This window comes from Jiulongibacter sediminis, from assembly GCF_001306455.1.
In the GTDB taxonomy this organism is placed as follows: Bacteria; Bacteroidota; Bacteroidia; order Cytophagales; family Spirosomataceae; genus Jiulongibacter; species Jiulongibacter sediminis.
On record NZ_LGTQ01000005.1, the window covers coordinates 242,643 to 259,299 of the forward strand.

At 44.1% G+C, this 16,657-nt stretch carries 5 protein-coding genes; all 5 read left to right on the forward strand.

Annotated elements, in window-relative coordinates:
- Nucleotides 1-73: 73 nt before the first annotated feature.
- On the forward strand, nucleotides 74-595 hold the full coding sequence (locus AFM12_RS01045) for an LVIVD repeat-containing protein (protein WP_055143295.1): 522 nt from the start codon (nucleotides 74-76) through the stop codon (nucleotides 593-595).
- Nucleotides 595-1,356 carry an LVIVD repeat-containing protein gene (locus tag AFM12_RS01050; RefSeq protein ID WP_055143297.1) on the forward strand — a complete coding sequence of 254 codons (762 nt, stop codon included), beginning with the start codon at nucleotides 595-597 and terminating at the stop codon, nucleotides 1,354-1,356. Before AFM12_RS01045 ends, AFM12_RS01050 begins: the two co-directional genes overlap by 1 nt.
- A complete protein-coding gene (locus tag AFM12_RS01055; protein ID WP_055143299.1) occupies nucleotides 1,349-2,059 on the forward strand; it encodes a hypothetical protein in 711 nt (236 codons plus the stop codon). The genes AFM12_RS01050 and AFM12_RS01055 overlap by 8 nt, the downstream gene beginning before the upstream one ends.
- A 173-nt stretch (nucleotides 2,060-2,232) precedes the next feature.
- The gene (locus AFM12_RS01060; RefSeq protein ID WP_055143301.1) at nucleotides 2,233-13,434 is read left to right on the forward strand and encodes an Ig-like domain-containing protein; all 11,202 of its coding nucleotides are present in this window, start codon (nucleotides 2,233-2,235) and stop codon (nucleotides 13,432-13,434) included.
- Between the two features lie 198 nt (nucleotides 13,435-13,632).
- On the forward strand, nucleotides 13,633-16,620 hold the full coding sequence (locus AFM12_RS01065) for a DUF11 domain-containing protein (RefSeq protein WP_055143303.1): 2,988 nt from the start codon (nucleotides 13,633-13,635) through the stop codon (nucleotides 16,618-16,620).
- Nucleotides 16,621-16,657: the final 37 nt, after the last annotated feature.

A 16,657-nucleotide genomic window follows, 5' to 3' on the forward strand; every position in this document is an offset into this window, starting at 1 on the left:
AGTTTGATGATACAACCTTTCTGCTAATCATCTCATTTTGAGAGGGTAAATTGTTGAATCTGATTACAGGATTATGCGAAAACTCTACCTATTTCTTTTATTCTTGCCGTTCATTGAGGCCTGTGAGACTTCTGCCGGTCTTGCTGATGAGACCGTCGAGGCTTATGTACCGGTCTATAAATCCTATGAAGAAATGAGTCAGGTTAGGCTTGATCCTTCCAAAAAGCTTGAAAAATCCGGTAAAATATACATCTACAAAACCGCACTTTTGATTAGTGAGCCGGGTCAGGGTGTTCATATTTTCGATAACCGGGATTCCCGAAAACCAAAACGCCTGAATTTCATTGCTGTGCCCGGGAACAGGGATATGGAGTTAAAGGATAATATTCTTTATGTAGACAATGGGCTGGATTTAGTAACTATTGATATTTCTGACATTGAAAATATGAAAGTGTTGAACCGAACCAAAGATGTTTTCCCGTATCCGATGTACCCTGATAGGGAAGGGGTAAAATTTGTGTGCCCTGATCCGTCAAAGGGATATGTGGTTGATTGGGTTTTGGATAATGTTGAGGATCCTAAATGTTACAGATAATGAAGAAGTTAGCTTTACTTTTTGTCGCTATTTCAGCGTGGTCCTGTACAGGCGATGTGGGTTTTGCAAATTCTGATTCCGGTTTTGAATCGGGAGCTCCGGGTAACACCGGCAGAGGTGGAAGTCTGGCAAGGTTTACGATCATTGATGACTTTCTTTACACGGTAAATGGAAATGATCTGAAGTTTTTTCAGCTGAACGGAGCTGAAACTCTACCTAAAGGGTCGATTACGCTGAATGCCTTTGCTGAAACTATCTTTCCTTTCCGAAATCATCTACTGATTGGTACCCGAACGGGGATGCATATTTATGGTTTGGAGAATCCTGAAAATCCAAATTATGTATCACAATATCAGCATTTCGCCAGTTGTGATCCGGTAGTGGCTCAAGGCAATCATGCCTACGTAACTTTGAGAAACGGAACACCATGCATGTGGGGGCAGAATCAACTTGATATTCTGGATATCAGCTCTTTTTCAAACCCGATTCATCGTAACTCGGTACAGATGCAAAATCCGCAAGGGCTGGCCGCTGATGGGGACAAACTTTATGTGTGTGAAGGGCAAAACGGGATGGCAATTTTTGATATTACTGATCCTGAGTTTCCACAGCTTGAAGATTATAAAACGGACGTAAAGCCCTTTGATGTTATTGCTTTTGGCAATAAACTTATTCTTACCGGAGAAAATGGAATAAGCCAGTACGCAACTAATGAAACGGATCAGTTACAACTTTTAAGTACCATACAATTAGGTGAATAAATTTGTCTTCTTTCTGTTGTTTGTTCTTGCTCAATTCACTTTTGCTCAGCAGGATACCACTTCTTTTAAATTGTTAAAAGTAAGTCCTTTACATGTGTTTGATCTCGACAACGGGATAAGTCTGGCGTTTGAAAATTCAAAGGACGGAATCAGGTCATTTCAGCTGGAGGCAGGGTATGGCCATTCTGACGCGAATCTTTGGTTGGCTATGGATGATTTCGCAGACTATGAACAGTTCGGAGGGTATCAGCTTTTCAGGGTACGGGCCGAGTGGCGAAAGTATTTCAAAAAGCCCGACACCACGCCACCGAGTGGATTGTACTACGCTTTTGATTTTTTAGGGAAACATGTCTTCAAAAATGAAGATTTCAATGTTGGCAGGCAGCCTATTGCCGGTCAACCCCAATATTTTGAAAAAGTTGAGGGAAAGGTGAAAAAGACAGTAGGTGGTTTCCATTTCAAAATTGGTAATCAAATACCGCTGAACTCCGGGTACTCAGCCAAAACCGATTGGTACCTTGACCTTTTTGCAGGCCTCGGTTTCAGAGTTGTTTACAATTCTTTTACCTACCCTTTTGAGGAGGCTTCTGACCAAATCAACACCTTCAATGTTAGAAGCCTGGGTACTATTATCACCCGAAAAGATCGACCTGTTCCGGTTGTTAGTGGAGCCTTTGGTCTCAAAATTGGGAAGGTCTTGTAGCCAGTACTTTACTTAGTCTTTCTCCCCTCTTAATTATCTATTTTACTCTTTTGGCACGGTCATTGAATCTTAATTGATTAGTCAGAGCTCACTACTCTGATCAGGAGTTAACTCTCCGGATCAAGGATGCCGGTTTTTCTGGTTCAAGGATCTTTTCAAGAAGTAAAAGATAGGTGATTAAAAACGATCAAAAGATATATAGTCCGCTAGCGGTAACTTATAGCCTTCCATTATGGAGGGTTTTGGCGTTTGTATTCGTCCTTTTTGCTCAAAACAGCTTTTCGCAAAACGTTCAGAGAGAGCTTGTAGAAAACGGAGACTTTGATAGCAATAACACTTACAGGGGTTACAATTCAGATGTACCGACCAACTATTCAAACGGCGGTAGTGGCGGTAGTCATGAGATAACCAGCAATCCAAACAATGAGTGGAACTGGGCACCCAATTTTGGGGACCATACTCCGGGAAACAATATGATGATCGTGGACGGTGCCAGCTGGGCCGGTCATCGAATTTGGTACAATAACTTTTATCTGGAAGCCGGGCGAACCTATACTTTTTCGGTATGGGTTCGTGACTTTTGGGGTGGTTCTAATGCCGGTGAGTTATACTGGTCGGTAGGTGGTTCTCAAGTCGGAACAACTGTTAAAGCTGTTGATGGTGTATGGACACAATTGGAAGTAACTTTTGTTGCCACAACCACTGGTTTTCAAACGATCGCGATTCATAACAATCAGGGAGGAAATTCAGGCAATGACTTTGCCATTGACGATGTCTCTATTATCGAAGAAATTTCGCCAACCTGTTCAGGCAATTTTTACGATACCGGTGGGCCCTTCAATGATTATTCGCCCAATGAAGACTATTACGTGACCTACTGTGCTCCCTATGGTCAACGCATTCGGTTTACTTTTAATAGTTTTAATACACAAAACAGAGATCGTCTTGAGATTTTTGACGGCATTGATCAAAATGCTGATAGGATAGCCAGAATTGATAAAAATCATGATGGCGACGTTTATACTTCCTCAGACAATTGTTTGACTTTCAGATTTAGATCAAACAGTAATGGAGAAGGCAGCGGCTGGAATGCCACAATCTCCTGTGTAGATGATAATGAATGTGAAGATCTGAGTCAGCTCGTTATAAATGATTTAGGTGGTGGAGCTGATATTGACATTACCGCAGGGGCAACAATTTATTCCAATCAGTTGCCAACTTCCTGGAATCTGGAGGCTATCGTGAATGGTTTGAGCGGCTCTGATGATAATAATGGTGTAAGTGTAACCTTCGATATTACCGGAGACGCAAATACATCAAATACTGAAAACACCCAACCTTACCGTAGCCCGAATGACAACAACCCTTACAACTGGGGGGAAGGAACCTATTACATTACAACCACGCTCTATGAAGACAACGGAGCTGGTGGGAAAGTCTGTGGTTTGCTTGAGACCGAACTAATCATTAACGAATGTAATCTGGTTGGTTTAAATCCAACCTCTAACGGGCCATTATGTGCCGGGGCAACTTTGAATTTTACCTCAGGAACTCTTCCCGGAGGATCTACCTACAGTTGGGTAGGACCAAATGGGTTTACAAGTTCAAATGAGACGCCTTCAATTCCGAATGTAACCACATCGGCTACAGGAATCTATACGGTTACAGCCGAGTATGATGGCTGCACGGCCACAGCTACTGTGGCGGTTCTTGTTGAGCAGGTTCCTCAGGCTATCGTCGGCCTGACTGAGGCTACCTGTGGATTAAATGATGGTGCAATCACCTTTACTTTTCCGGACGTAAGTGGGAGAAGCGGACTTGAGTTTAGTTTAAACGGAGGGAGTTCTTACTTGGCTCAGGTTCCTGATAACAGTGGTTCTGTTACCTATTCAGGTCAGGCACCGGGTACCTATTCACTTTGGGTTCGATGGGATAACGATGAATGTCCGGTCTATCTGGGTGATTATACCATTCTGCAATCAAGAGGTACGATGAATGTGACCGGTGACCTTGGGATTTGTATTGGAGAAAGTACAACGTTGACGGCCACGCTTCAAAATGGAGTTTCGCCGGTAAATTATTCATGGGGAAGTGGTTTAGGGACAGGTGCTTCAAAAACTGTAACTCCTAACATGAGTACGGTGTACAATGTAACCGCCACAGATGCCAGCGGTTGTTCAGCAACAGCCACGGTTCAGGTGGTGGTTCATAATTTACCAGTAGTTTTCCCGTCCAGTAACAGTCCGGTTTGTGGTGGAGGTACTTTAAATCTGACCTCAAACAGTGGTTTTGTCTCTTATTTGTGGACAGATCCATTAAACAATACCTATACGGTGAAGGATCCGACGATCTCACCGGTAAACGTTACCTATTCGGGGTCGTATAAAGTTGAAGTTGTGGATGTAAACGGTTGTGTCAACTCAGATTCGACCAATGTGACCGTAACATCCACCATGAACCCTACGGCTTCCAATACCGGACCATTCTGTGAGGGACAGACCATCAATTTAAATGCAACGGGTGGCAATAGTTACGGCTGGGTCGGCCCTGATGCTTTTTCTTCTTCCGGAGCCTCAGTTTCAGCCGGTCTGGCGACCATCTCAAAGTCAGGTGTCTATACTGTGACCGCGACGCAATCCGGATCAGGATGTTCGGCGACAGCCACCACAAATGTCATTGTGCTGAGCTCTTCCATAACGGCTTCAAATGACGGCCCTGAATGTAGCGGAGGAAGTGTACAGTTATCAGTAAGCGGAGGTGGTACCACCTTTACCTGGGCAGGACCAAACGGCTTCAGCTCTACTCAGCAAAATCCACTGATCAGTAATATTAACTCAAATAAGGAAGGGACATATACGGTGACCAGTAATGTTACCTCTTCTTGTCCTGTTTCAGCAACTACGGAAATAACGGTTTTCAGTTTGCCGAATGCATCTGTAATGGACACGGTAAAAGTTTGCACAGGTGACGATGCCAATCTTACGGCTTCCGGAGGTATCTCTTACCAATGGGTGGGGCCTGGTGGGTTCAGCGAGACCAATACCAGCGGAAATATTACCGTAACTAATGTTACGAATGCCAAATCAGGTATATATACAGTTACTGTTTTCAATGCCGCCGGATGTTCTGCCACAGCAACCATTTCGCTTACACTGGCCTTGCCGGCTCTCACAGTAAGTTCAAATTCGCCGGTTTGCGTCGGGAATTCCATTCAATTGAATTCAAGTGGGGGAATTAGCTATTCATGGCTGGGGCCGGGAGGGTTCTCGTCCGGAACAGCCAACACAACAATTTCGAGTGCTACTACAGCCAATGAAGGCTTTTACACACTCACTGTGGCCAACTCGCTGGGTTGTACGGCTACATCTACGGTAGAAGTCAATATTCTGACCAGTTCACCTACGATCACAGGTACACCTGAAATTTGTGCCGGCGATACCCTGAAACTGGCTGGTGAAAACTGGATAGATTATTCGTGGACAGGCCCGAATGGTTTCTCTTCAACATTAGAAGAACCATTTATTGCCGATGCTTCCACAGCAGCTGATGGTACCTACTCGGTAACCGTCTCAAAGCCAGGCGGATGTACGGCTACGGCTACTTTTGCGGTTATTGTGAATCCTTTGCCCACGATTACAATATCGGGTTCATCAACCCTTTGTCAGTTTGATGACCTTTCATTAACAGCCACGGGTGGAATTTCATATACATGGACAGGACCTGAGGCATTTTCATCTTCTTCCTCAGGAGCATCCGTGAGTTCTATTGATACCTTGGAGCAGGGGTATTATGTAGTTGAAGTGACTGATGCAGAGGGTTGTGTAAATAAAGATTCCGTGAATGTTGTGGTCAATTATACCTTGGCAGAAGCAACAGGTAGCGAGATTGTTTGTTACGGTTCTACCATAAGTCTGGCTTCTAATACTGGTCAGAGTTACAGCTGGTCAGGCCCCAATGGTTTTAGTTCAACCGCTCAGACGGCTTCAATTTCGAATGTCGGGACGGTTAATTCCGGTGATTATATACTTGAAATAACTGGTACTAATTCCTGTGTCAACAGAGATACACTTTCGGTTGTGGTATCTGAGCCTAATGCTCAGATTGTAGCTGATTCAATTTATTGCGATCAGGAGTCGGTGGTTCTTGGTGGTCTTGGAGGTAACAGCTTTCAATGGTCGGGTCCTGCAGGTTTTAGTTCAACACTCCAAAACCCGGCAATAGCCAAAATTATTCCTTCAAGATCAGGGTATTATTACCTTACAGTGACGGATTCAGCCTCTTGTGTGGATACAGATACCCTGTATATCACCATCAGAAACCTGCCCAATATCTCTGCATCTTCAAGCAATAATCCCGTTTGTTTGAATGAAACGTTGAATTTGAGTGCTTCCGGAGGAATCTCCTATTTATGGTCTGGTCCAGATGGTTATGCCTCTGGTGATCAAAACGCCACTTTACCCAATATTCAGAATATTCATGCCGGCATGTTCTATGTACAGGGGACAGATGCTTACGGTTGTCAGAATATTGACAGCGTAGATGTAACTGTGAATCCTCTTCCAACAGTTATTGCTTTTGCAACTAATAATGATGTCTGTGTTGAAGATGTGATTGACCTTACGGCCTCCGGAGCTCAGTCATATTCCTGGCTATCGCCTGACGGAGCTACAAAGACTGGTTCAACCTGGGGGCGTAATAACGTTACGCCGGCCATGTCCGGAAGTTACCTTGTAACAGGTACAAGTAGTCTGGGCTGTACTAATACGGCCACCACTTTTGTAACGGTTCACCCGTTCCCTGATCCACCAGCTGCTGCTGATGTCAATATCTGCGGTGCCGGAACGGCTACTCTTACAGCGTCAGGCTGTGTAGGGACGATCAATTGGTACGCCACCAATAACACCAATACAGTTTTAGCAACTGGAAACACTTATACCACGCCGTATATGAACATCGGTGATGTGGAATATTATTATGCTGACTGCATCATTTACACCTGTGAAAGCCAGACCCGTTCCGAAGTCAGAGTAGAAGCTTTACAGCCTCCTTTTAATGTACAGGCGTCCACTACGGGTATCCATTGTGCTTATACAACGGCTATTCTTTTTGGTAGTGCGGATAATGCTGTGGCTTACCGATGGGATGGCCCGAATGGTTTTACCAGTAATGCCCAGTCTCCCAAATTTGTAACATCACCGAGCTCGGATGGAATTTACACACTCACAGCCACTGCAGCGAACGGATGTACAGAAACGGCCACAACTGAATTGGTCATCAATACCGATTGTGGTAGTATTTGTGGAACCTGGTTGGGTCTGTTACCGACTAATCCAAGTAATTGTGGTGCTACTGACGGTTATATTCTGGCTCAGGATTATGGTAACGGGAGGTTTGAAGTTAGTATCGATGGCATCAACTGGATACGAAGTACCCACAGTACTTCAACAGGTAGAATTAATAATCTTGGTGTAGGTTCTCATTTGGTTTTTGTGAAAGATCGGAGTAGCCAGAATATTTGTAGAACAGTCATTATCACTCTTACCTCAAACGGGGGTAACTTCTTTACAGGAAGTAGTGTTACCGCGGCATCCGAATGTTTTGCCTTCGATGGTTCCATTACGCTACAAGGTGTTGCGGAGACAGATGAAGTGAGCTGGATTGGTCTGCAAGACAGGGAATATGTTCCTGTTTCTTCTCTTTCTCCCGCAAATACCATCGACAGCCTCCAGCCAGGCTCCTACTATGTTCGTGTGAAGCGATATAACAGTGCATTTTGTTATAAAGAGCAGGTTATTACCGTTCCAAATTCCGGGACTCCGTGTCAAATTTCTACCTTCTGTGAGGTAGGTCCTGAAGGAAATAAGTTTGTGAATGGTGATTTTGGTTCAGGTGTTGATGTTCAGGGCCCGCCGCTGCCGGAGGAGCAAACAGGTTATGGATATGTATTCATGAACTGTAACTCTCCGAACGACGGATTTTATACTATTGTCAATGAACTGGATTGTAATGGAAGTTCAAACCCGGGTGGAGGTATTTTCGGAGGTTCATGGCAAACCCTTCCGGAAGATCATACGCCGGGAGACACCGGAGGCTACATGATGGTGGTTAACGCTTCCTATGAGCCAAATGTAGTTGTAGAACAACAGATCGGAGATCTTTGCCCAAATTCAAAATATAACTTCACAGCCTGGATAAGAGACACGCACGCACCTGGTTATAACGGCATCAGGGCAAATCTTGCCTTTTTGATTGATGGTGTTTCAAAATATACAACTGGTAATATCACTGTTTTCGGCGAGTGGATTCAAGTGGGATTCTCCTTCCAGACCGGAAACATTAGTGAGGCAGTCTTCAGTATTCGGAATAATGCTCCTGGTGGTGGAGGAAATGACTGGATTATTGATGATATCGTCGTAAGTAAATGTCCTCTGGAAATAGAGTTGAGTGGTACCACGATCGCTTGTTTAGGTGGGTTAAACGAGCAGATTTCTGCCACGATAACTGATCAGCTTGAAGAATATACGTACTATAAATGGCAGGAAAGCACCGACGATGGTCTTACCTGGACTGACGTTTCGGCGGTACAGCAGGGAACCTACAATTCAAATGTAATGGATGTGAGCTTCTCATTGCCAACTCCGGTTCCTTCAGCAATTAGCGGTGTTGACTACCAAATTATTCTGTCTACTACTTCAGACGGATTTAATAGCCCGGGTTGTGTTGTGACAAGCGGTTTGACCAAAATATTGGTACCACCTCTGGAAATGTCACTAACTGAGGACACGATTAAATGTATTGGTAGTGGCAGCCTCACCCTTGAGTCGATTCCGTCCGGCGGAGGATCACCTTATACTTTTGAATGGAGTACCGGAGAAACAACACAATCTATTCTGGTTAATCCTTCAGTGACTACAGAGTATATCGTAACCGCACGTGACTCGGCGGGTTGTCCGGTAACAGATACAGTTTTGGTGGAGGTAGAAGACCAGCCAACTTTAACCGTCTCGATTGATGAAGATTCAGTCTGTATAGACGGGGTAGGTGACATCACGGCTCATGTCATTGGAGGCTCGGGTAATTTTGAGTTTACCTGGTTCACCACCTTAGATACCAATGGTACCTGGACGGAAGTGGTTGGCGAAAAAGACTCAGTTTACATGCCACCTACGAATGTTGCCGGTGACAGATACTATCGTGTTTTTGTTGAGGACTTAACGTTTGACTGTAATGATGCGATGTCTAATGCGGTCTTGTTCACAGTCGTCTCTGATCCATTTGTTTCTGTCAATGTTGCGGATACCACTCTTTGTGCCAGCGGAACTGTAACACTTATACCGACGATTTCCGGTGGAACAGGTAATCTTACCTATCAATGGCAATCCAGTGCCAGCGGGAATGCACCCTGGACGGATTTAGCCGGAGAAACCAGTCAAAATTTGACTGTGCCATCTTCAACTTTAGGAGTTTCATTCTACCGCATGGTTGTGAATTCTGATGGGAATGGCTGTAACTATCCGCCATCCGATTCTGCGAGAGTTGAAGTACTGCCTAATTTTTCTGTTGATGTTGTAATTGACAGCAGTTTAGTATGTGCTGATGGTTTGGTAGAATTGGTTGCTGATACCAGTTCCGGAACCGGAACAATCACATATCAGTGGTTCAGTTCTACAGACGCGGTAACTTTTAATCCGATTACCGACAGTACAAATGTTAATCTGTTCCCATCAACCTCATCTGAAGGTATTATGTACTATCAGGTGCAGGCTACAGCTTCTGGGGAAGGCTGCGGAACAGTCTCTTCTGATACTGCCATGGTTCAGGTTCTGCCAGAATTTATTGTAGATCTGGTAACTGATGATGCGGTCGTCTGTATAGGTGGATTGGTAGAGTTGGAAGGTCAAAGTATCAGCGGCTTTGGTACGATTACCTATCAATGGTTTGTTTCAGCCAATGAAGCTGGCCCTTATACTCTGTTGAGTGGGGCTGTGAATGACACTTACACACCAGCTACGGGCTTCCCGGGTATCCGTTATTTCCAGATAGAGGCTACAGCAAGCGGTGCAGGGTGTGGTATGGATACTTCAGAAGTAGTTTCGGTACAGGTATTGCCTGAGTTTTCAGTAGATGTTACCTTGAATAACAGCACTATCTGTTTGGGTGGTGAGGTGGAATTAGTGTCTGATACCACCAATGGGACGGGTGATGTTACTTACAGATGGTTTGAATCAACAAACCCTGCCGGACCATTTACTGAAATGGTTGGTCAAACTGATTCTGCTTTGACGGTTACACCTACTACTGCAGGAATTCATTATTATTTTATCGAAGCTACGGCCAGCGGGCCAGGTTGTGGATCTGTGAATTCAGATACGGCATCTGTTGAAGTGTTACCAAACTTCTCGGTTGATGTTGCCGCTGACGATAATATTGTTTGTATTGGAGGTCTTGTCGAAATTGTAGCTGATACTAATTCAGGTACCGGCACAGTAAGCTACCAATGGTATCAGTCGGCAGACGGCATCACTTTCACTACAATGACCGACAGCACTGGTAGTAGTATTTTCCCGAATACCAGTTCCGAAGGAGTGAATTATTATAAAGTAATTGCCACTTCAGACGGAGAAGGTTGTGGAACTGCTGAATCCGATACAGCAAGGGTGGAAGTACTTCCGGTATTTGATGTTGATGTTACAGTAAATAATGCTCTTGTATGTATTGGCGGAGCAGTACAGCTTGAAGCAGATACGGTTAATGGTACGGGAAATATCACTTACCAATGGTTTAGCTCTTCAAATTCAGGTGGTCCGTTTACTGCCATTTCCGGCGAAACGGATTCGGTTTATGTCCCTTCTACCGCCGCTGATGGGATAATTTACTATCAGGTTCAGGCTACTGCCTCAGGAGCTGGATGTGGTACGGTTACTTCAGATGTGGCTACCGTAGAAGTTCTTCCTGTATTCTCAGTTGATGTAACTGCTAATGGTAATGTCATTTGTCTGGGAGGTACCGTAGAACTACTGGCGGATACCACAAATGGAACCGGAAATATCACTTACAAGTGGTTTAGCTCAACCAGTGCAGGCGGGCCTTTTAATGAGATTACCACTGATACGGATAGTCTTCTGACTATTACTCCTACTGTAGAGGGTATGTACTACTATTATGTGGAGGTAACCTCTGATGGCCCGGGCTGTGGTACCGTTAGTTCTGCGGTGGCAGCGATTGAAGTTCTGCCAAACTTTGATGTGGAGATAGTAGTCAACAACGCAATGGTGTGTACCGATGGTTTTGTTGAGCTTGAAGCAGATACTATTTCAGGAACAGGCACTATTACTTATCAATGGCAATACGCTTCTGATGGTGTTTCATTCTCAGATATCACAGATTCTACCGGAACAAGTTTAATTCCGTCAACAGCAGATACTGGTGTGTTCTATTACAGGGTAATTGCGGTAGCTCAGGGTAATGGTTGTGGAACGGCTACCTCAGACGTTGCAGTAGTTGAAATTGAGCCGCAAGTCAGGGTTGAACTGGTTCCAAGTGCTTTGAATATTTGTGAAGGAGAACCGGTTGTTTTTGAGGCGAATCCTCAGGAAGGTATCGGTCCATTTACCTTCCAATGGCAGTCATTTGACGGTACTTCATGGAATGATATTATCGGAGAAAATGATACATTATACACCCCTTCAACGGCTGTTCCTGGTCAATTTACTTACAGAGTTCTGGCTGATGCCAATGGAGTTGGCTGCGATCAGGCTACATCGACTCAATACACACTTACGGTCTATGATTTACCAGATGTAACGGTTACATCAACAGACCCATTATGTGTTCCGAATAACGGACAAATAACATTCACCTTCAATGATGAGGCGAACAGAGATTCAATTCAGTTCAGTCTCGATGGAGGTTTGACATATCCGTATCATATAGCTGATGACCTTGGTTCATTCAGTATTGATACGCTTTCAGAAGGTACCTATCTACTATTTGCACGTTGGGATGGTGATTACTGCCCTCAAGACCTGGGTTCAGTGACGATTAGTGACCGTCCTGCTCCTGTGGTTGCAGTTTCTTTCACCGATCCCACGTGTACAATAGATAACGGTACAATAACATTTAGTTTTCCTGATGAGTCTACCCGTAGTCAGCTGGAATTTAGCTGGGATGGCGGCACCACTTTCCAAACGCCTGTCAACGACAATTCAGGAAGCATTGTTTACAGCAATTTTGCTCCCGGTACCTATGACCTTTGGGTAAGATGGGAGAATGATGAATGTCCTGTAGATCTGGGATCAGTCATCATGGTTGATCATCCGTCACCAGTTGTTTCTGTAAATCAGGATACGACTATATGTATTGGTGTAACGGTGAACTTATTGGCTTCTAGTACCGGTGGAGATGCTCCAATTATTTACAGCTGGGATAACGGTCTTTCAGATGGCAGTGCTCAGGCTGTGACGCCTTCTGTAACTACAACCTATATAGTTACAGCCACTGATACCAATAGCTGTTTTGATCAGGATACCGTAACGATAACTGTAAACCCTTTACCGGTGGTAGTTGCTAACGGCGGTATTTTCTGTGAAGGCGAGGATATCACGCTGATTTCGAGCGGGGGAGATACCTATAACTGGAGCGGTCCGGATAGTTTTTCTTCTACTGATCAAAACCCAATAAGAGCTAACGGACTTACCAGTTATCAGGGCACCTATACCGTTAATGTTTTAGATGTCAATGGCTGTTCAAGCTCTGATACCGCTGCGGTCGTGGTGAATGCAGCACCTTCATCTCCAAATATTTCAGATCAATTTTTATGTGGTCCGGGTGAAATAACTTTTTCAGCATCAGGATGTTCCGGAGGAACGTTGAGCTGGTATAGTAGTTATGACGCACTTAATCCAATTGGCTTTGGCACAACATTTGTGACGGATTCACTGAATGCTACGAGCTACTATTATGTAAGTTGTACAGATGCCAATGATTGCCAGAATTTTGAAAGATCAAGAGGAGTGGCTGAGATAAGAGACTTATCAAATGCAGAGGCAATTCCAATCAACACTACATGTGCAGGAGCAATAGCATTGAATAACGGAGTAATCTTGATAAACGGGTTCAGATCCGGCGAGACCTACTCCTTCAGTCAGGGTAGTACATACAATGCGGCTACCGCCATACCAGCGGTACCGGCTGTGATTCCTGAAGACGGCAGAATCTATGAAGATGTAGGTAACCCGTCAGGTGCGACAGAAACATATACTGTCAGAATTTACAGCCTTGATAACTGCCCGGTTGATCACACAGTTGAGTATCAGCGTCAGTGCGACGTTTGTTTCCCATACTGCGAACCAACCAGGATTGAAAAAGTAAAATAGACCAAAAAGTAAACCGTACCTCGACTTGTCGGGAAAACAAAAAGTAAAAATGAATTTCTTCAACAAGCAGCTTCCGTTTTGTCCTCAGTTGATTGATTCAAGCGAGAATCGGAAAGAGAGTGCAGTTTTCGTAAGAAATATGATGGATCACATAACTACTATAAATAAGTAAAACGAACGTTAAATTTTTCGATTATCATGAAAAACAATTATTTAATTAAAAAATGGAATAATCCTCGAGAGGGACTATTTCGGGCACTCAGCACGGCCGTCTCAATGGTTCTGCTGATGATGTCTGCAACGGTCTCCTTTGGGCAGTCTCCCTGTGCTACACCTATTGATTTTACAGTGCAGTCCATTGACCAATCGGCTGAAGGCGTAAACGATGGTAAAATGATTATTTCAGGTGTTCCAGATTCAGTTTTAGTTGGGTTTGAATTATCTTCAGCCACACCTTATTCAGGTACTTTAACTAATCCGGCAAATGCTTTTAGTAATCTGACAACAGCAACGGAGACAAATACCATTGGTGGGTACCTTTCACAAACACTAGCGAACCCTGCTGACGAAAACGGGACTAACTATGTGGTAAGAGCTCAGTATCCAAATGGTTGTTACACAGATGTCGTTTACAATCACCCAAGAGTAAACTGGTCAGAAACACCAGACTATACTGACCTTGCTGTTTCAATCACCAGTTCTCCAAGTTATGCTGTAGAACCAGGCGAAACAGTAACTATCAATATTGCCGTAACTAACGTTGATACCAATACTAACGTAAATACAGTAACTGCAACAGGTGTTCAAATTACGGTTTATGATGCAGTTAGTGGATTAACATACACTTCAACTGTTAGTGGTGATGGTACTTTTGATGATCCATCAAATATCTGGACTGTTGGCGATATTCTTCCGGGTGAAACTAAGAGTATAACGCTGGAATATACTTTAACAGACAGAGGTATTTACCAAATTCAGGCGGAGGTATCAACGGTTACCAATACAGAAGATGAGTACGATTCAACTCCTGCTGAAGATGCTATTTTAATGAATGAGGATGACGAAGGTTCAGTGTGTATCTCTGCTCCATGGGACTGGTGTGATACTGATTCTTACTCTTTTGAATTCTCTGGTCTTGATGCTAATATCATTACCTGGCAATACAGTACTGACGGTGGTAGCAACTGGACTGATATTCCGGGCGGTACTACTGTTCCAAACATTGGTTCTGTTCCTCTTTCTAAAGATTCTTTGATCATTTTGGGGCCGGCCATGTTTAGTTATTACTATACAGATGGTGCTACTGATGATTGCCAACCAGACGAGCCTTGTTGTCCTATTGAAATTGTACCGGGTGTAATTCCTGATTTACCTGATTTGACTCCTGAAGCAATTTGCTACGGTGAGCCTTTTCCTTCAAAGCAGGCTGTTGATGGCACGCCTTTGACAGATTACGATATTGACAGAGGTGATGTTCAGTACCAGTGGTACCAGTGGGATGGTTCAGATCCTTCCAGTATGGTGGCCATCGCTGGTGATACTACAGTTTTTGACTGGACTGGCCTTGCTGATACAGCGGGTACATATTACTACAAAATTGTTGGTTGGGATGATCTTCATGAAACATGTCGTGATTCAGCTGATTTTACTTTCCAGGTTCTTGACATTGAAAAGCCAGTGGCTTCAAGCAACTCTCCACTATGTGAAAGAGATCAGTTAGAACTTACGGTTGCTAACCTATCTGAATACCCGAACCCTACAGATTATACTTTCAACTGGTGGCATGCTCCTGACTCATCAAGAGCTCAGACAGGTGATAGCGTAGGTGTTGCGAGTGTTGTTTACAATGCTGACTCAGGAATGTACGTTGTTCAGGTTTCTCAAACCTTTACCACCATTTCTTCTCCTGTCTATTGTGAAAAGAAAGATACAGTTGATGTAATTGTATACCCTTTACCAGATGCACCTACGGTAGTAGATGCGGAGTATTGTCAGTTTGATACTGTTGACCCGGTAGTGAACCAAGTGACTGACTCTACTACCAATTCTTATCCATATGCCGTGACTAACCTTGTGTGGTATTATCAGGATACGACTGGTGCACCTCGATATACCGGAGACCCTGCATTGGATAACTTCATTGATAATACGCAACCAGACACCTATGGTCCGTTCATAGTTCAAAATGAGGATGTCAATGGGTGTATTTCTGATACGGTAAGTTTCAATATTAATATCAATGGACTGCCTGAACCTCCGACGGTTGCTGACTTGGCCTATTGTGAGTTTACTGATCCTGTTCCTGCTCTTACCGCAGGTAAAACCACTGAAAATGACGATTACGGTCTGATCTGGTGGATTGGGACGGATACAACAACTGTTCCGGGAGACCCTGGTGCAGCACCAACCCCAAGTACTGCCTTGATTGATACGTTGACATATTATGTGAGCCAGGTTGACTCAACATTGAGTACAAACTGCGTGTCCTTCACAGCACAAATAGATGTGTATATCAGAGACGTGCCTGAGGCACCAACTATGGTTAACCCGGAGTACTGTCAGGATGAGACCGCTACTCCACTTGATGATGTGGCTTGGTTTACACCGTCTGTATTGAGTACAACGAGCCCATCTGATCAGGATACACTATGGACTTTTGATGGTGTTGTTGATGTCACTACGGCTCCTACACCAACTACCACAGAAGCTGGTTCAGAGTACGGAATTGTTAGCCAGGTCTGGAGTTATGACCACCCAGATGGAGTCTCCTCCCCAACGGTCTGTCCTGGTCCGGTTGAAGACTTTATTGTGATCGTTAACCCGACTCCGGTCTTCTCTCTTGTAGCTGTAAATGGTCTTTGTGACGGTTTGACACCACTAAATAATGGAGAGCTTTACATCAGTGATTACCGTGATAGTGATACTATCCGATATACAGTAGGGCCTACATTTGATATCAATAATCAGGCGGAACCACAACAAACTGGTTTTAATGTCGATACCAACGATGGTGTCTTCGCCTCAGGTTTAACGAACCCAACTGTTGGAAGCTCGGCTACGACATATGCGGTTCAGGTTGAAACCGAATTTGGCTGTACTTTCGAAGATACAGTTGATCTTGCACCTAAGGATTGTGATTGCCCTGGCGGGTATTGTGAACCTGCAAGTGTTTCTAAGATCCTCTAGCGTAGGCTATAAAAAAAGCATGATAATCAATATACCA